This is a genomic window from Pseudomonas sp. NFACC04-2 (genome assembly GCF_900119265.1).
GTDB lineage: Bacteria > Pseudomonadota > Gammaproteobacteria > Pseudomonadales > Pseudomonadaceae > Aquipseudomonas > Aquipseudomonas fluorescens_AA.
In genome coordinates, this window is sequence record NZ_FPJC01000029.1 from 24,471 (window position 1) to 42,670 (window position 18,200).

Genomic DNA, 18,200 nt, shown 5'->3' on the forward strand with positions numbered 1-18,200 from the left:
GAATCAATGCCGCACATTTTGATCGTCGAAGACGAAACAATTATCCGCTCCGCCTTGCGCCGCCTGCTGGAACGCAACCAGTACCAGGTCAGCGAAGCCGGTTCAGTGCAGGAAGCACAAGAGCGTTTCAGCATCCCCACGTTTGACCTGATTGTCAGCGACCTGCGCCTGCCTGGCGCCCCGGGTACCGAGCTGATCAAGCTCGGCCAGGGCACGCCGGTGCTGATCATGACCAGCTACGCCAGCCTGCGCTCGGCGGTCGACTCCATGAAAATGGGCGCGGTGGACTACATCGCCAAACCGTTCGACCACGACGAGATGCTCCAGGCCGTAGCCCGCATCCTGCGCGACCGGCAGGCGGCGACCAGCAACCCGGCGGAACCTGTCGGCAAGGCCAGCGCCGCGGCGAAAGCCGGCACCAGCAACCATAATGGCGAAATCGGCATCATCGGCTCCTGCCCGCCCATGCAGGACCTGTACAGCAAGATCCGCAAAGTGGCGCCGACCGACTCCAATGTCCTGGTCCAGGGCGAGTCCGGCACCGGCAAGGAGCTGGTGGCCCGTGCCCTGCACAACCTGTCGCGCCGAGCCAAGGCACCGATGATCTCGGTGAACTGCGCGGCGATTCCGGAGAGCCTGATCGAGTCCGAACTGTTCGGTCACGAGAAAGGTGCGTTCACTGGCGCCAGCGCCGGGCGGGCCGGGCTGGTGGAAGCGGCGGACGGCGGCACGTTGTTCCTCGATGAAATCGGCGAGCTGCCACTGGAGGCCCAGGCACGGTTGCTGCGGGTGCTTCAGGAAGGCGAAATCCGCCGGGTCGGCTCGGTGCAATCGCAAAAGGTCGATGTCCGCCTAATCGCGGCCACCCACCGTGATCTCAAGAGCCTGGCGAAAATCGGCCAGTTTCGCGAAGACTTGTATTACCGCTTGCACGTGATCGCCTTGAAGCTCCCTGCCCTGCGCGAGCGTGGCGCGGACGTCAATGAAATCGCCCAGGCGTTTTTGGCCCGCCAGAGCGCGCGGGTCAACCGCACCGACCTCAAGTTCGCCCCGGACGCCGAACAGGCCATTCGTCATTACGCTTGGCCGGGTAACGTCCGGGAGCTGGAAAACGCGGTCGAGCGAGCGGTGATCCTGTGCGAGAGCCCGGAAATCTCTGCCGACCTGCTGGGCATCGACATCGAACTGAGCGATCTGGACGACGAAGAATTCATCGGCCTGGCCCCGCAACAGGGCGGCGCTGCCAACAACACCAGCCACGAACCCACCGAAGACCTCTCCCTGGAAGACTACTTCCAGCATTTCGTCCTCGAGCACCAGGACCACATGACCGAGACCGAACTGGCACGCAAGCTGGGCGTCAGCCGCAAGTGCCTGTGGGAACGGCGCCAGCGCCTGGGGATTCCACGGCGCAAGACCGGGGCGACCAGCGAAAGCTGAGGAAGTGTGGGAGCGGGCTTGCTCGCGAATGCGGCGTGTCAGGTAGCGTAAATTCAACTGACACACCGCATTCGCGAGCAAGCCCGCTCCCACAAGGGAAACCCGCTGCGTACACAGGGGATGTGAAAAAACTGTTACCCAAGTCTTTTTCACGTAACAGAAGCCGGGGTTTACGGTAACGAAACCCCGGCTTTTTTTCGCCTCGGAAAAATGGCTATAACCATAGAACCCCCGGTTTCTCTGGGTTTCGCAAAAGTTGGCACGCACCCTGCTATAGCTTTGGTACAAGAACAATAACAAGCAATGCACAAGACAATAAAAATAAGACGAATCGACTCACGCACAATAAAAACAAGACGGCGAGAGGCGCAGCTAACTGATTCTTTTGGAGAGGCGTTGTATTTGGGGCTTGCCCCACAACCAGGCCGAGAACAATAAAAACTGTCTCAAGACAGGTGCCTGAACTGGTTGGATCGATTGATCACTGCGACACAGCGACCAAAGCAATCCGTTTGCTCTTGGCTCCCGATTGGGAGGGCCACGAAGGGAAAACCTCGTGGCGCGGGCACTCAACAAAAACAAGAAGCCCGAAACCAATAATAAAAACAGAGCACGCAACTAATTCTGGGGGAGCTTCGGCTCCCCTTGTGGTTTCTGAAGTTCCCCCTCCCTGAAGCCTACAAAGCTTGTCGCTTGCAGCTTGCAGCTCAAAACTGCTGCGTCCTACACCATCCCTCGACTAAATGCTAGAATCCCCGCCCATCATGCGGTCATTCTTCGTTTTTGGCCGAATATTCCTTCAAACAGTGCATCCCATGCTGAAGAAGCTGTTCCAGTCATTCCGTTCTCCCTTGCGTCGTACGCAACACATTCGCAGCACGCCTGAAGTGCTCAACAGCGGCCAGCATTCGCTGCAAAAGGCCCAGTTCAGCCGTTATGCGGTGAACATCGTCGAACGTTTGCAGAACGCCGGCTACCAGGCTTACCTGGTCGGTGGCTGCGTGCGCGACATGCTGCTCAACATCACTCCCAAGGATTTCGACGTCGCCACCAGCGCCACGCCGGAACAGATACGGGCAGAGTTTCGCAATGCGCGGATCATTGGCCGGCGCTTCAAGCTGGTTCATATCCACTTCGGCCGCGAGATCATCGAAGTGGCCACCTTCCGCGCCAATCATCCGCAAAACGATGAAGAGGAAGACAGCAACCAGTCTTCCCGCAACGAGAGCGGACGCATCTTGCGCGATAACGTCTACGGCACGTTGGAAGAAGACGCACAACGCCGCGACTTCACCATCAACGCCCTGTACTACGATCCGGTCAGCGAACGCATCCTCGATTACGCCAACGGCGTACACGATATTCGCAATCGTCTGATCCGCCTGATCGGCGATCCGAAGCAGCGCTACCAAGAAGACCCGGTGCGGATGCTGCGGGCCGTGCGTTTCGCCGCCAAGCTGGATTTCGGCATCGAAAAGCACAGCGCCGTGCCGATTCGCGAACTGGCGCCCATGCTGCGGGAAATTCCCTCGGCGCGCCTGTTCGAGGAAGTGCTCAAACTGTTCCTGTCAGGCAACGCGGCAGACACCTTCGAGATGCTGGTGGACCTGCAGCTGTTCGATCCGCTGTTCCCCGCCAGCGCCGAGGCCCTGGAGCACAACCCAACCTACACCCACACCTTGATCAGCGAAGCGCTGATCAACACCGACCTGCGCATCAAGCAGAACAAACCGGTGACGCCGGCGTTCCTGTTCGCCGCCTTGCTCTGGCCTGCCCTGCCGGCCCGGGTGCTGCGCCTGCAAGAGCGTGGCATGCCGCCGATCCCGGCGATGCAGGAAGCCGCCCACGAGCTGATCGCCGAACAGTGCCAGCGCATCGCCATTCCAAAACGCTTCACGATGCCGATCCGCGAGATCTGGGACATGCAGGAGCGCCTGCCACGGCGCAGCGGCAAACGTGCCGACTTGTTGTTGGACAACCCGCGTTTCCGCGCCGGCTACGACTTCCTGCTGTTGCGTGAAAGCGCGGGCGAGCAGACCGATGGCCTGGGCGAATGGTGGACCGATTACCAGGACGCCAACGACAGCGAGCGCCGCGATATGATTCGAGAGCTCAGCGGCAAGGATGACGGCGCCAGCGGCCCACGCAAGCGCCGCCGCAGCAGCGGTGCCAAGCGCAAGCGTGCCGGTGTACCGAGCGCATCGGGCGAGTAATCGATGGAACGCATCTACATCGGCATGGGCAGCAACCTGGCCGAACCCGCCGAACAATTGCGCAGTGCCGTCCAGGCGCTGGCGCAATTGCCCGATACCCGACTGGTGGGGGTCTCGGCATTCTATCAAAGCGACTCCCTGCTACCCGGCCAGCCGCGCTACACCAATGCAGTGACGGCGCTGGACAGCCACCTGGCACCACTGGACCTGCTCGATGCGCTGCAAGCCATCGAAACCGGACAGGGTCGCGAACGCCTCGAACGCTGGGGGCCGCGCACCCTGGATCTGGACATCCTGCTGTTCGGCGATCGCCTGATCGACGAGCCCCGCCTCAAGGTTCCCCACTACCACATGCAGGCCCGGGCCTTTGTCCTGTACCCACTGGCCGAACTGGCCCCCGCCGACCTGCGCCTGGCCGACGGACGCTTGCTCAAGGACCTGCTTGCCGCGTGCCCATTCGTCGGCCTGGAACGCCTGTCCTCCCACTGACGAAGACATCCCCTGTGGGAGCGAGCTTGCTCGCGATAGCGTCGGCACATCCAGCATCCTGGGTGACTGACACACCGCCATCGCGAGCAAGCTCACTCCCACAGGTTTCGGGACCCGGCAGTCATATCCGAAACACGCCTCCACGCTGAAACGCATCAGTAACCCCGGTAACACCCGCCGGTAACACATCCAATTGACTTCCCGATTGCTCCTCACGACTATAGGCGTCCCGCTGCCGCCAACGCGGCACTAAAGGGCGCAATCCAGGCCTTACAAGCACCACGCATAGAAGGTGCGCCTGTATAGATAACGAATCATGCGCGTTACTCGCAGTCATTCACGAGCGCCTAATGAGGACTTTTTCATGCCAGCTATTACCCTGACCACGCTGCAAGGTCTCAAGCAAAAAGGTGAAAAAATCACCATGCTGACCTGCTATGACGCAACCTTCGCCCATGCCTGCAATGAGGCCGGTGTCGAAGTGCTGCTGGTGGGCGATTCCCTCGGCATGGTGCTGCAAGGTCACGACAGCACGCTGCCGGTGACCACCGCCGAGATGGCCTACCATGTGGCCGCCGTCAAGCGCGGTAACACCGATGCGCTGATCCTCGCCGACCTGCCGTTCATGGCCTACGCCACCCTTGAACAAACCATGACCAACAGCGCCATGCTGATGCAGGCCGGTGCCCACATGGTCAAGGTCGAAGGCGCGTTGTGGCTGGCCGATTCGATTCGGCTGCTGGCCGAGCGGGGCATTCCGGTGTGCGCGCACTTGGGCCTGACCCCCCAAGCGGTAAATATCCTCGGTGGCTACAAGGTCCAGGGCCGCAATGAGAACCAGGCGCGGCAGATGCGCGCCGATGCGATTGCGCTGGAGCAGGCGGGCGCGGCGATGCTGCTGCTCGAATGCGTACCCAGCGAACTGGCTGAAGAAATCACCCAGGCGGTGAAGATCCCGGTGATTGGGATCGGCGCCGGCAACGCCACCGATGGCCAGGTGCTGGTGTTGCACGACATGCTCGGACTGTCGATCACCGGTCGCGTGCCCAAGTTCGTGAAGAACTTCATGGCCGGGCAAACCTCCATTCAGGGCGCCTTGAGTACCTACGTCGCTGAAGTCAAGGCCGCGACTTTTCCGGGCGCCGAACACGGATTTTCCGCATGAACACCGTCAAAACCGTACGCGAACTGCGCGCTGCCGTGGCTCGCGCCCGCGGCGAAGGCAAACGCATCGCCTTCGTGCCGACCATGGGCAACCTGCACAGCGGTCATGTGGCGCTGGTCACCAAGGCCGCACAGCGGGCCGACTTCGTGGTGGCGAGCATTTTCGTCAATCCGCTGCAATTCGGCGCCGGCGAAGACCTGGACAAATACCCCCGCACCCTGGCGGCCGACCAGGAAAAACTGCTCCAGGCCGGCTGCCATCTGCTATTTGCCCCCAGCGTCGAAGAAATGTACCCCGACGGCATGGCCGGACAGACCCGGGTCAGCGTCCCGCAACTGTCCGAAGGCTTGTGCGGCGCCAGCCGTCCAGGGCATTTCGAGGGCGTAGCGACGGTGGTCAGCAAGCTGTTCAACATGGTCCAGCCTGACATCGCGGTGTTTGGCCAGAAAGACTTTCAGCAACTGGCGGTAATCCGCGCCCTGGTCCATGACTTGAACATGCCTATCCAGATCATCGGCGAGCCGACCGTGCGCGCCGAGGATGGCCTGGCGTTGTCGTCACGCAACGGCTTCCTCAGTCCGGATCAGCGTGCCGTCGCGCCCGTGGTCTATCGCGTCCTGAGCCAGATCGCCGAGTCAATCAAGCAGGGCCAGCGGGATTTCCCGGCGCTGATCGGCGAACAGCTCAAGCAACTGGAAGCTGCCGGCCTGCGGCCCGATTACCTGGAAATCCGTCACGCCAAGACCCTGCGCCCGGCGTCGAGCGAGGACCGCGACCTGGTGATCCTGGTGGCCGCCTTCCTCGGCACCACGCGCCTGATCGACAACCTGCATCTGGACCTCGACACCCCCGCCTGAAACATCACAAAAACCTGTGGGAGCGGGCTTGCTCGCGATAGCGATGCATCAGTCGACATCGATTTCGGCTGACCTGACGCCATCGCGAGCAAGCTCGCTCCCACAGAGAGTCATCTGCGCTCCGTCTGTCGGACCTTTCCCGCCCCCGTTGTATAAAAAAGTACCGGGAGCCGGTCAGACAAAGTCAAGACAGATTGCAACGCGAGGTTTACTGTAGTCGCCCTGCGTCTGGCGATCATGTCGATGCAGTGTCCGGATGCCCACCTCGAGCCGCGCCGGAATTTTTAGTGTACAAAAGGTCGTTCAAGTAAAAAGGAAACCCGCAGCGATGGCGTATTACCGAACCCCTCATGACGTGACCGCTCTGCCAGCCTGGCAAGCGCTGAATGACCACCGCAAAGCCATGCAGGATTTCAGCATGCGCGAAGCGTTCAATGCCGATCCGCAGCGTTTCACTCAATTCACCCTGTCGAGCTGCGGCCTGTTTCTCGACTACTCGAAAAACCTGATCAACGCCCAGACCCGCGACCTGCTGGTGGGCCTGGCCAACGAAGTCGACCTCAAGGGCGCGATCAAGTCGCTGTTCGAGGGCGAAATCGTCAACGCCTCGGAAAACCGCCCGGCCCTGCACACCGCCCTGCGTCGGCCGGTGGGCGACAAATTGCTGGTCAACGGCGTCAACGTGATGCCAGACGTGCATAAAGTGCTGAACCAGATCACTGACCTGGTCGGCCGCATTCACGACGGCCTGTGGCGCGGCTACACCGAGAAGCCGATCACCGACGTGGTGAACATCGGCATCGGTGGTTCTTTCCTCGGCCCGGAACTGGTCTCCGAAGCGCTGTTGTCCTACGCGCAAAAAGGCGTTCGCTGTCACTACCTGGCGAACATCGACGGCAGCGAGTTCCACGAACTGACCATGAAGCTGCGCGCCGAGACCACGCTGTTCATCGTCTCGTCGAAATCCTTCAACACCCTCGAAACCTTGAAGAACGCCCAGGCCGCTCGCGCCTGGTACCTGGCCCAGGGTGGTTCCGAAGCCGAGCTGTATCGCCACTTCATCGCCGTGTCGAGCAACAACGCCGCCGCCGTGGCCTTCGGCATCCGTGAAGAGAACATCTTCCCGATGTGGGACTGGGTGGGCGGGCGTTACTCGCTGTGGTCGGCCATCGGCCTGCCGATCGCCCTGGCCATCGGCATGTCGAACTTCAAGGAATTGCTCTCCGGCGCCTATTCCATGGACCAGCACTTCCAGAGCGCCCCGTTCGAGCAGAACATGCCGGTGCTGCTGGCGCTGCTGGGCGTGTGGTACGGCAACTTCTGGGGTGCGCAGAGCCATGCGATCCTGCCGTACGACCACTACCTGCGTAACATCACCAAGCATTTGCAGCAATTGGACATGGAATCCAACGGCAAGAGCGTGCGCCAGGACGGGACCCCGGTGTCGACCGACACGGGCCCGGTGATCTGGGGCGGCGTCGGTTGCAACGGCCAGCACGCCTACCACCAGTTGCTGCACCAGGGCACCCAGTTGATCCCGGCCGACTTCATCGTGCCGATCGTCAGCTTCAACCCGGTTTCCGACCATCACCAGTGGCTGTACGCCAACTGCCTGTCCCAGAGCCAGGCGCTGATGCTGGGCAAGACCCGCGCCGAGGCCGAAGCCGAGCTGCGGGACAAGGGCGCCAGCGAAGAAGAGGTGCAGAAACTGGCCTCCCACAAGGTGATTCCGGGCAACCGTCCGAGCAACACCCTGGTGGTCGAACGCATCAGCCCACGGCGCCTCGGCGCACTGGTGGCGTTGTATGAACACAAAGTGTTCGTGCAGAGCGTGGTCTGGGGCATCAACGCCTTCGACCAATGGGGCGTGGAACTGGGCAAGGAACTGGGCAAGGGCGTCTACAACCGCCTGGTGGGCAGCGAAGAAAACCCGGCCGAAGACGCCTCGACCCAGGGCTTGATCAACTACTTCCGCGGGCGTCACCGCGGCTGATCTTGGGGTTGCACTGCCCTTGTGGGAGCGAGCTTGCTCGCGAAGACGGTGTGTCAGTTACCATTAATGTGTCTGACACACCGCTTTCGCGAGCAAGCCCGCTCCCACAATGACTCCATGTACAACTTGAACTCGATATTCGCAGGGCGCATCTTTATGACTTGTCGCAAAAACAAGAATAAGGAACCGTCATGTTCGATATCAGCCAGTACCCCCAAGCCGATGCCGTCCGCCGGGCTGCGCAACTGAGTCAGGACGAGTACAAGCGGCTCTACAAGGAATCCATCGAACACCCCAGCGCCTTCTGGGCCGAGCAGGCCACACGCTTTCTCGACTGGATGACGCCCTGGCAAACCGTCCAGCGCTATGACCTCAAGAACGGCGACGCGACCTGGTTCGCCGGCGGCAAGCTGAACGTCAGCGCCAATTGCATCGACCGTCACCTGGACACTCGTGGCGAACAGGTCGCGCTCATCTGGGAAGGCGACAACCCCGCCGAATCGGCGCAAATCACCTACAAGAAACTGCACAACCATGTGTGCCGCCTGGCTAACGTGCTGAAAAGCCGCGGCGTGAAGAAAGGCGACCGGGTCTGCATCTACATGCCGATGATTCCCGAGGCCGCCTACGCCATGCTCGCCTGCACCCGCATCGGCGCGGTGCATTCGGTGGTGTTCGGCGGCTTCTCGCCGGACTCCCTGCGCGACAGGATTCTCGATGCCGATTGCCGCACCGTGATCACGGCTGACGAAGGCGTGCGTGGCGGGCGCTTCATACCGCTCAAGCGCAACGTCGACAAGGCCCTGGAAAGCTGCCCGAACGTCAGCACCGTGCTGGTGGTCGAGCGCACCCAGGGCGAGGTGGGCTGGGTTGAAGGCCGTGATCTCTGGTATCACCAGGCCATGCACGACATGAGCGACGACTGTCCACCCGAACCGATGGACGCCGAAGACCCGCTGTTCATCCTCTACACCTCCGGCAGTACCGGCAAACCCAAGGGCGTGCTGCACACCACGGGCGGTTACCTGCTACAAGCGGCGATGACGTTCAAGTACGTGCTGGACTACCGCGACAACGAAGTGTTCTGGTGTACCGCCGACGTCGGTTGGGTCACCGGCCATAGCTACATCGTCTACGGCCCGCTGGCCAACGGCGCCACCACGCTGATCTTCGAGGGCGTGCCGAGCCACCCCAGCAGTTCGCGCTTCTGGCAGGTGATCGACAAGCATCAGGTCAACATCTTCTACACCGCACCGACCGCCCTGCGCGCGTTGATGCGCGAAGGGGCCGGACCGTTGCAGGAAACGTCCCGAAAAAGCCTGCGATTGCTCGGCAGCGTTGGTGAGCCGATCAACCCGGAGGCGTGGGAATGGTATTTCAACGTGGTAGGCGAACAGCGCTGCCCGATTGTCGATACCTGGTGGCAGACCGAAACCGGCGGCATCATGCTCAGCCCGTTGGTCAGCGCCCCACGGCTCAAACCGGGCTGCGCCACCCGACCGATGTTCGGTGTACAACCGGTCTTGCTGGATGAGGTGGGCAAGGAAATCAGCGGCGCCGGCAGCGGTGTACTGGCGATCAAATCCAGCTGGCCAGGGCAGATTCGCAGTGTCTATGGCGACCACCAACGCATGGTAGACACGTACTTCAAGCCCTATCCCGGCTATTACTTCACCGGCGACGGCGCGCGCCGCGACGAAGACGGCGATTACTGGATCACCGGGCGCATCGACGATGTAATCAACGTCTCCGGGCATCGCATCGGCACCGCCGAGGTGGAGAGCGCCCTGGTGCTGCACGACAACATCGCCGAAGCGGCCGTTGTCGGCTATCCCCACGACCTCAAGGGCCAGGGCATCTATGCCTTTGTCACGCCGATGAACGGTGTGGAGGCCAATGACGAGCTGAAGAAGGAATTGCTGGCCCACGTCAGCAAGGAAATCGGCAGCTTCGCCAAGCCGGAACTGATCCAGTGGGCGCCAGCGCTGCCCAAGACCCGTTCGGGCAAGATCATGCGGCGCATCCTGCGCAAGATCGCCTGCAACGAACTCGACAGCCTCGGCGACACCTCGACCCTGGCCGATCCGAGCGTGGTGGAGGGGCTGATCGACAAGCGCCTGAATCGCTGAGCCTGACGACTTGGCTTCCCAGAAGCACCGTGCCTTTGTGGCGAGGGAGCTTGCTCCCGCTGGAGTGCGTAGCGCTCCCAAAAATGATAGGGCCGCTGCGCAGCCCAGCGGGAGCAAGCTCCCTCGCCACAGATCGGTGCCCGGCTTCAGATCCGTATGCAATCCCCCAACCTGGGTTTGCATAACTGCTAAACTCCCGCGCCTCATTTCTCTAAGGCGCGCCCGGCATGTCTTCCTTGAATCAGGCGCTGCGCGCCGCCCTCGACCAGCGTCAGGAGCTGCTCGGCCAACTGCATCAGCAAGGCACCGACTGCTATCGCCTGTTCCACGGCAGCCAGGAAGGCGCGCCTGGCCTGACCATCGACCGCTACGGCCCGCAACTGCTGGTGCAGAGCTTCCATCAGTCGCTGGAGCGGGACGACCTGCTGCAACTGCACGGCACCGTCAACGAACGGCTGGGCCTGGAAACCCTGTTGGTCTACAACGACCGCGCCCGGGGCAATTCGCGCGTCGACCGCCAGGACACGGTTTATCAGGCTGACGAGGCCGCCCTGCAAGACCTGGTCGGGCATGAATGGGGCTTGAATTATCGCGTTCGCGGCCGCCATGCCGGGCAGGATCCACTGCTGTTTCTCGACCTGCGCAACGCCCGGGGCTGGGTCAAGGCCCACAGCCGCGGCAAAAGCGTGTTGAACCTGTTCGCCTATACCTGCGGCGTCGGCCTGAGCGCAGCGGCCGGTGGCGCGCGGGAGGTGTGCAACCTGGACTTCGCCGAAGGCAACCTGGCGGTGGGTCGTGAAAACGGCCTGCTCAACCCCGATTTGCCGCCGATGGCGTTCGTGCAGTCGGATTACTTCCCAGCGATTCGTCAACTGGCCGGCCTGCCCATCAGCCAGCGTCGCGGGCAAAAACTGCCCGGCTACGTGCGCCTGGAACAACGCCAGTACGACCTGGTGCTGCTCGATCCACCGGCCTGGGCCAAAAGTGCGTTCGGCACCGTCGACCTGTTGCGCGACTACCAAAGCCTGCTGAAGCCGGCATTGCTCACCACCGCCGAAAATGGCGTGCTGATCTGCTGCAACAACCTGGCAAAAGTGTCCATGGACGACTGGCGCGATCAGGTGTTGCGTTGCGCGGAAAAAGCCGGTCGCCCGGTGCGCGAGTGGAGCGTGCTGACGCCCGGCAGCGATTTCCCCTCCCTGGACCAGCAACCGCCACTCAAGACTCTGGTCCTCCAGCTCTAGGCCTGGCTCAGAATTCTCACGCAAAAAACGGACAAATCTCTTAAATCACAGTGGCTTCGGAACCGTAAACGCATGCCATACTCCAAGGCACTCCGAATTCACACTAGATGAAGCCGCACATGCCCAAAGGATTGATTCGCGCTTTCGGCGCCCTGTTGACCGCACTGGCCCTCTACAGCCTGTTGGGTTTTCTGATCTTGCCAGGCATCGCCTTGCGTATCGCCAACCAGCAATTGGCCGCCCATGCGACAGTGCCGGCGCAGATCCAGCGTATGGAACTCAATCCTTTCAGCCTTGAAGTCACCCTCTGGGGCCTGAATATCGGCGAGCCAGGCAAGGAGCAGGTCGGCTTCGAACGGCTGTACGCCAATTTGCAACTCGACAGCTTGTGGTCCGGCGCCCTGCACCTGGTCGACATCGAGATGGACAAGCCCAAGACCGAAGTGGTATTTGCCAAGGACGGTCAGTTGAACCTGCTGGGCCTGTTCAAGCTGCCCGCCAGCGAACCGACGCCCGCCGATCCCGAGGCCAAGCCGTTTCCCCTGCGGGTTGATCGAATCAAGTTGGCCGGCGGTTACGTGCATTTCCAGGACCTGCGTCCTAGCGAGCCCATCGAGTTTCTCTACGACACCCTCGATTTCGAGTTGAAGAACCTCAGCACCCTGCCCGACGACAATGCCGACATGACCCTGGTGGCCGCCGGCCCCGAAGGCGGACAGATCGACTGGACCGGTAATTTCAGCCTCACACCGATTGCCTCCCAAGGCACGCTCAAAGTCACTGGCGGCCAGATGAAAGCCTGGTGGCCCTATGTGCGCGACGCCGTACCGCTAGTGCTGGAGAACGGTGTCCTGAACCTCAGCACCGACTACAAGCTCAACCTGGCCAAGGGCACCGAACTGCTGCTCAACAACGTCGCGGTCAGCGTCGCGCCCTTGGCCATCAAGGCCCCCGATGGCCGTCCACTGGTGAAACTCGAACGCCTGGACGTGAGCGAAACCACGGTGGACCTGGCCAAGCAGCAAGTGGTGGTCGGCAAGATCCGCAGCCAGAAGCTGGAAACCTGGGCCGCTCGCGAGGCGGACGGGCTACTGGACTGGCAGAAGCTCTTCGCCAGCCAGCCAGCCAAACCGCAGGTCAAGGCGGAACCGGCATCCGCCCCAGCGGCGGCCGACTCGCCAAAACCTGAACCGGCACCGCCCAGCAAACCGTGGCAAGTGCTGTTGAAGGACGTGCAACTGCGCAACTACCAGGTGCACCTGGCCGACCGCCAGGCACAGCCGGCCGTGGCCCTGGAGGTCGGCCCGCTCAACCTCGACCTGCAGAACTACGACACCCTCAACGGCTCGCCCTTTACTCTCAAGCTGGACACCGGGCTGGGCAAACAGGGCAAGATCCTGGCCGACGGCGAGGTCAACCTGAACCCGATCAGCGCCAGGCTCAAGGTCAAGACCCAGGACATCGATCTGCGCGTCGCCCAGTCCTACATCAACCCGTTCATTCGCCTGGAGCTGCGCTCCGGGATGCTCGGCAGTGACCTGGCGGTCGACCTCAAGAGCACCGAGCCGCTGGCATTCGCCGTCACCGGCCGCGCCCAGGTCGAGCAGTTGCACACCCTCGACACCCTCAAGACCCGCGACTTCCTCAAGTGGCAGCGTCTGGTGCTCGAAGGCCTCAATTATCAGCACGGTGACAGCCTGTCCATCGACAAGGTCAACCTGTTCCAGCCTTACGCGCGCTTCATGATCAACGACGACCGCACCACCAACGTCGATGACCTGCTGATCCCGCAACCGGCCGACAGCGGTACAAAGAGCACCGCGGCAAAACCGAAGGCCCAGGAAAAACCGCTGGGCATCCACATCGGCGGCATCGCCATCAACGACGGTTCGGCCAACTTCGCCGACTTCAGCCTGACGCCCAATTTCGCCACGGCTGTGCAGCAGCTCAACGGCGAAATCGGCACCATCGACAGCCGCCAGGCCCAACCGGCCAGCGTAGACGTCAAGGGCAAGGTCGACCGTTACGCGCCGGTTACCATCAAGGGCGCGGTCAACCCCTTCGATCCGATGGCCAGCCTCGACATCGCCACCAGTTTCAAACGAGTCGAGCTGACGACCCTGACGCCCTACTCCGGCAAGTTCGCCGGCTATCGCATCCGCAAGGGCCGGCTCAATCTCGACCTGCATTACCGAATCACCAAGGGCCAGCTCCAGGCGGAGAACAAGGTGGTGGTCGAACAATTGCAGTTGGGGGAAAAAGTCGACAGCCCGGACGCCGTGAGCCTGCCGTTGAAGCTGGCCATCGCCTTGCTCAAGGACTCCGAGGGCAAGATTTCCATCGAACTGCCGGTCAGTGGCAACCTCAACGATCCGCAGTTCAGCGTCATGCCGATCGTCTGGCAGACCCTGCGCAACCTGGTGGTCCGCGCGGCCCAGGCGCCATTCAAGCTCATCGGCGGGCTGGTGGCCGGGGGCGGCTCGGAAGACCTCGGCAGCGTGGCGTTTGCGCCGGGCTCCAGCGACCTGAGCAAGGACAACGAAAGCACGCTGCTCAAACTCTCCGAAGCCCTGGCCAAACGGCCGGAGCTGCGCCTGGAGATTGAAGGCACCGCCGCCGAAGGCAGCGACGGTCCATTGCTCGCCGCCCAGCGTCTGGAACGCGAATACCAGTACAACTACTACAAGATGCTGCAACGTCGGGGCGACAAAGTACCGGCCCAGGCCTCGCTGATACAGGTCCCCGAGGATGAAAAGCCCCCCCTGCTCGAAGGCATCTACCGCACGCGCCTCAAGACTCAGCCGCCTGCCGAATGGACGCAGCTGGATAAAAAGGCGCGCATCGAGAAACTGCGCGAAAGCGTGATCAAGTTCTGGAGCGGCAGCGACGTGCTATTGCGTCAACTGGGACAGGAACGGGCCAGCAGCATCAAGGACTTCCTGGTGGACAAAGGCCAATTGGCCGACGACCGCGTGTATTTCATCGACGCCAGCCTCGGCCAGGCCGAAAGCGACGGTCGCGTAATCACTCCTCTACACCTGGATGCTGAATGACATGAAGTGTGTGTACGGGCTCAGCCTGGGTCTATTGCTCGCCGCCGGCCAAGCGTCGGCGGCCGATACGCTGCGGTGCGGGAGCCAGTTGATCAGCGTTGGAGATCGCTCCAGCGAAGTGCTGCAAAAGTGCGGGCAGCCTGTGGCGCGGGATGACCTGGGCTATAAACGCAGTGCCAATCGCCGGGAAGAATACCCGGTGGAAGAATGGACCTACGGGCCCAACAGCGGCATGTATCAGTACCTGCGTTTCGAGGGGAATCGGCTGGTGCAGATTACCAGCAAGCGGGGGCGCTGAGCGGCCCCTGCACAAAAAACGGCTTTTGTATTGATCGTGCCGGCGTCTTCGCGAGCAAGCCCGCTCCCACAGTAGACCGAGTTCGTTCAAGAAGAATGCGATCAAATGTGGGAGCGGGCTTGCTCGCGAAACAGGCGACTCGGTTTCTAAGGCGTTCCTCCTATACCGTCGCTGGTACCTTTGTATCCCACAATAGAACAGGCCCCCGACACGAATGCCGGGGGCCTGTAATGGCCACGTCCCTGTGGCCTTCGCATGAACTCCAAAGCAACGGCAAGCGTATGACTCAGCCCGCTTGCCGCGCCCTCTCCCAGTCCAGGCGAGAAGTCTTAGCCTTACTCGGCTTTCAGGCCGTCAGCCGATACAGCCTTGACGCCTTTGATTTTCTTCGCGATTGCCACAGCGGTGTCTTTCTGGGCGTCAGTCACGGCGACAGTGGACGACAGGGACACAACGCCTTTGTTGGTTTCGACTTTGATGTCGGTGCCTGGAATGCCTTTTTCGGTGACCAGGTCAGCTTTGACTTTAGTGGTGATCCAGGTATCGGAGGTGGCTTCCTTGGCCTCTGTCACCTCGCCTGCGGCCAGCATCATAGGAGCCTGAGTTGCTTGAGTGGTCTCGGCGAATGCGCTAGCCATGGTCAGGGTCAGTGCGGTAGCAGCAGCGGCAGTGATAGCGAACTTCTTCATACGAGTAACTCCTGTTTTTCTCAAAAACTGCCGGAGGTGCATCCCGGCAGGGTTATCAGGAGTAGTGCGAAGGCTGTGCCAGTTTTGAAACATTTATAAACTAGTTATAAATCAATAGGTTAAGCGAAGCGGTAATTTTTGAAATCATGCAAAATGCATGACCTCGTGACTTTCTACATGCAAGTTGCGGGTTTCGCTCAGCTGCTAAGCACCTGAATTGCCGAACATTTCCAACGCGCATAAAAAAGCCCCGGTGTTTAAGCGGGGCCGAGTCAACCGGGATGGGTTATGGATTCGCAGCACCGGTACAGCCAGTCGGCAAGAACTCCTGGGCAGCAGTAGAAGCACAGGTCCAGACACCTGCAGCCGAACGCGAGAGTGTAATCGTCCTCCCCTGGACGAGAGCTGGCGAATTCAGGAGAGCACATGCAATCGTGCCGGCTCCGGCCGCCGCCGTGCCTGTAATAGAGATTGTGCAGTTACTGGTAGGTGAGGTAATGCCCATGTTGGCGATCGTAGGGTCAACTCCTCGATTCATATTGTCCTCGTACGGCACCTTGAAGGCAGTGATTTCGGCCAACCCGGCCGTGGCCTTGGCTCGCGCTTGGTACCTGGAATATTGCGGCAACGCAAAGGTCGCCAGAATGCCAATGATCGCCACGACGATCAGCAGCTCGATCAGCGTAAAGCCCTTTTGCTTATTCATAGACATCTCCCATGCATGAGTCGAAATCTCATGACCTGAAATGGCCATTGCAGGGCACATGCCAACCCTGAAGCGCCATCAATAAAGGGGTTGAACTCGCACAACGGCGACGTCCTACCGCAACAACCGCACTATCTGACGTTTTTTGTCACCCAGGCTCGCTGGTTTGGCGTCGATGCTTGACTAGGCTATAAGTCATGAACTGTCTGCCGCCGGAATCCCCATGAATGACATCGCCCTCAGCGGCCTGACCAAGCAATTGGTGCTGGCTGAACTGCTCACCGAGCAAAGTGCGCAACAGGCGTATCAACAGGCCCAACGCAGTCGCATCCCCCTGGTCAGCTACCTGGTGCAGAACAAACTGGTCCAGAGCCGCCAGGTCGCGGAGATCGCCTCGGAGCATTTCGGCGTCGCCCTGCTGGACCTCAACAGCCTGGACAAGGACACCCAGCCCACGGGCCTGGTCAGCGAAAAACTGGTGCGCCAACATCACGTGCTGCCGCTGTGGCGGCGCGGCAACAAGTTGTTCGTGGGCATCTCCGACCCCACCAATCACCAAGCCATCAATGACATTCAATTCAGTACCGGCCTGACCACCGAAGCCATCCTGGTGGAGGACGACAAGCTCAGCGACGCCATCGAAAAGTTTTTCGAATCCAGTAGCACGGGCCTGGAAGGCATGGGCGATGTCGACCTGGACGGTCTGGACATCGAATCGATCGACGATTCCAAGCAGGACTCCATCGGCGGCCAGGACACCGACGACGCGCCCGTGGTGCGTTTCGTCAACAAGATGCTGCTGGATGCGATCAAGGGCGGCTCTTCCGACCTGCACTTCGAGCCTTACGAAAAAATCTACCGGGTGCGGGTGCGCACCGACGGCATGCTGCGGGAAGTGGCCCGGCCGCCGATCCAACTGGCGACCCGTATCGCCGCCCGCCTGAAGGTCATGGCCAGCCTCGATATTTCCGAACGGCGCAAACCCCAGGACGGCCGGCTGAAAATGCGCCTGTCGAAAACCAAGTCCATCGACTTCCGGGTCAACACCCTGCCGACGCTCTGGGGCGAAAAAGTGGTGATCCGGATCCTCGACCCCTCCAGTGCGCAGATGGGCATCGATGCCCTGGGCTACGAGCCGGACCAGAAAGACCTGTACATGGCCGCCCTCAAGCAACCACAAGGGCTGATCCTGGTCACCGGCCCGACCGGCTCGGGCAAGACCGTGTCGCTGTACACCGGGCTGAATATCCTCAATACCGTGGACATCAATATTTCCACCGCCGAAGACCCGGTGGAGATCAACATGGAAGGCATCAACCAGGTGAACGTGAACCCGCGCCAGGGGCTGGACTTCGCCCAGGCCCTGCGCTCATTCCTGCGCCAGGACCCGGACGTGATCATGGTCGGCGAGATCCGCGACCTGGAAACCGCCGAAATCGCCATCAAGGCCGCCCAGACCGGGCACCTGGTGCTCTCCACACTGCACACCAACAGCGCCGCCGAAACCCTGATCCGCTTGCAGAACATGGGCATTCCGGGGTTCAACATCGCCACCGCCGTGCACCTGATCATCGCCCAGCGGCTGGCGCGCAAGCTCTGCACCCACTGCAAGAAAGCCATCGAGATTCCCGAGGAAACCCTGCTCAAGGAAGGTTTCCCCCGGGAACGCATCGGCACATTCACGATCTATGAGCCGGTCGGTTGCCAACAGTGCAACCACGGTTACAAAGGGCGCGTGGGGGTCTACGAAGTGGTCAAGAACACGCCCGAGCTGCAACGGTTGATCATGGCCGAGGGCAACTCGCTGGAAATCGATCTGCAAATGCGCAAGGACGGCTTCAATGACCTGCGCACATCGGGGCTGCTCAAAGTGATGCAGGGCGTCACCAGCCTCGAGGAAATCAACCGGGTCACCAAGGATTGA

At 61.1% G+C, this 18,200-nt stretch carries 13 protein-coding genes; 11 read left to right on the forward strand and 2 right to left on the reverse strand.

What is annotated here, in order from left to right; translation table 11 throughout:
• Positions 1 to 6 precede the first annotated feature (6 nt).
• The 10 genes from BT125_RS25955 to BT125_RS26005 all read left to right on the forward strand — a co-directional run bounded on the left by BT125_RS25955 (position 7) and on the right by BT125_RS26005 (position 14,881).
• Positions 7 to 1,440, forward strand: coding sequence for a sigma-54-dependent transcriptional regulator (locus BT125_RS25955; RefSeq protein WP_072411747.1), 1,434 nt, complete (start codon positions 7 to 9; stop codon positions 1,438 to 1,440).
• Positions 1,441 to 2,255: 815 nt separating this feature from the next.
• Positions 2,256 to 3,653 (forward strand): polynucleotide adenylyltransferase PcnB, encoded by a 1,398-nt coding sequence (locus BT125_RS25960; protein ID WP_018609287.1) that lies wholly within the window; start codon positions 2,256 to 2,258, stop codon positions 3,651 to 3,653.
• Positions 3,654 to 3,656: 3 nt separating this feature from the next.
• Complete coding sequence (gene folK, locus BT125_RS25965; protein WP_072411749.1) at positions 3,657 to 4,142, forward strand: 2-amino-4-hydroxy-6-hydroxymethyldihydropteridine diphosphokinase; 486 nt, start codon at positions 3,657 to 3,659, stop codon at positions 4,140 to 4,142.
• Between the two features lie 364 nt (positions 4,143 to 4,506).
• A complete protein-coding gene (panB, locus tag BT125_RS25975; protein ID WP_072411753.1) occupies positions 4,507 to 5,307 on the forward strand; it encodes a 3-methyl-2-oxobutanoate hydroxymethyltransferase in 801 nt (266 codons plus the stop codon).
• Entirely contained in the window at positions 5,304 to 6,164 is an 861-nt protein-coding gene (panC, locus tag BT125_RS25980) for a pantoate--beta-alanine ligase (RefSeq protein WP_072411755.1), read from the forward strand. Before panB ends, panC begins: the two co-directional genes overlap by 4 nt.
• 328 nt (positions 6,165 to 6,492) lie before the next feature.
• Entirely contained in the window at positions 6,493 to 8,157 is a 1,665-nt protein-coding gene (gene pgi, locus BT125_RS25985) for a glucose-6-phosphate isomerase (protein WP_060740585.1), read from the forward strand.
• 191 nt (positions 8,158 to 8,348) lie between these two features.
• Positions 8,349 to 10,286, forward strand: coding sequence for an acetate--CoA ligase (gene acs / locus BT125_RS25990; protein ID WP_072411757.1), 1,938 nt, complete (start codon positions 8,349 to 8,351; stop codon positions 10,284 to 10,286).
• 227 nt (positions 10,287 to 10,513) lie between these two features.
• Positions 10,514 to 11,530 carry a class I SAM-dependent rRNA methyltransferase gene (locus BT125_RS25995; RefSeq protein WP_072411759.1) on the forward strand — a complete coding sequence of 339 codons (1,017 nt, stop codon included), beginning with the start codon at positions 10,514 to 10,516 and terminating at the stop codon, positions 11,528 to 11,530.
• 119 nt (positions 11,531 to 11,649) lie between these two features.
• Positions 11,650 to 14,583, forward strand: coding sequence for a DUF748 domain-containing protein (locus BT125_RS26000; protein ID WP_170866876.1), 2,934 nt, complete (start codon positions 11,650 to 11,652; stop codon positions 14,581 to 14,583).
• A gap of 1 nt (position 14,584) precedes the next feature.
• Positions 14,585 to 14,881 carry a DUF2845 domain-containing protein gene (locus BT125_RS26005; RefSeq protein WP_072411765.1) on the forward strand — a complete coding sequence of 99 codons (297 nt, stop codon included), beginning with the start codon at positions 14,585 to 14,587 and terminating at the stop codon, positions 14,879 to 14,881.
• 335 nt (positions 14,882 to 15,216) lie between these two features.
• On the opposite strand, the gene BT125_RS26010 is transcribed toward BT125_RS26005, so the two are convergent.
• Positions 15,217 to 15,570, reverse strand: coding sequence for a BON domain-containing protein (locus tag BT125_RS26010; protein WP_053125323.1), 354 nt, complete (start codon positions 15,568 to 15,570; stop codon positions 15,217 to 15,219).
• A 286-nt stretch (positions 15,571 to 15,856) separates the two neighbouring features.
• Complete coding sequence (locus BT125_RS26015; protein WP_072411785.1) at positions 15,857 to 16,276, reverse strand: pilin; 420 nt, start codon at positions 16,274 to 16,276, stop codon at positions 15,857 to 15,859.
• Between the two features lie 223 nt (positions 16,277 to 16,499).
• Here BT125_RS26015 and pilB point away from each other — a divergent pair, with 223 nt between their 5' ends.
• A complete protein-coding gene (gene pilB / locus BT125_RS26020) occupies positions 16,500 to 18,200 on the forward strand; it encodes a type IV-A pilus assembly ATPase PilB (RefSeq protein WP_072411767.1) in 1,701 nt (566 codons plus the stop codon).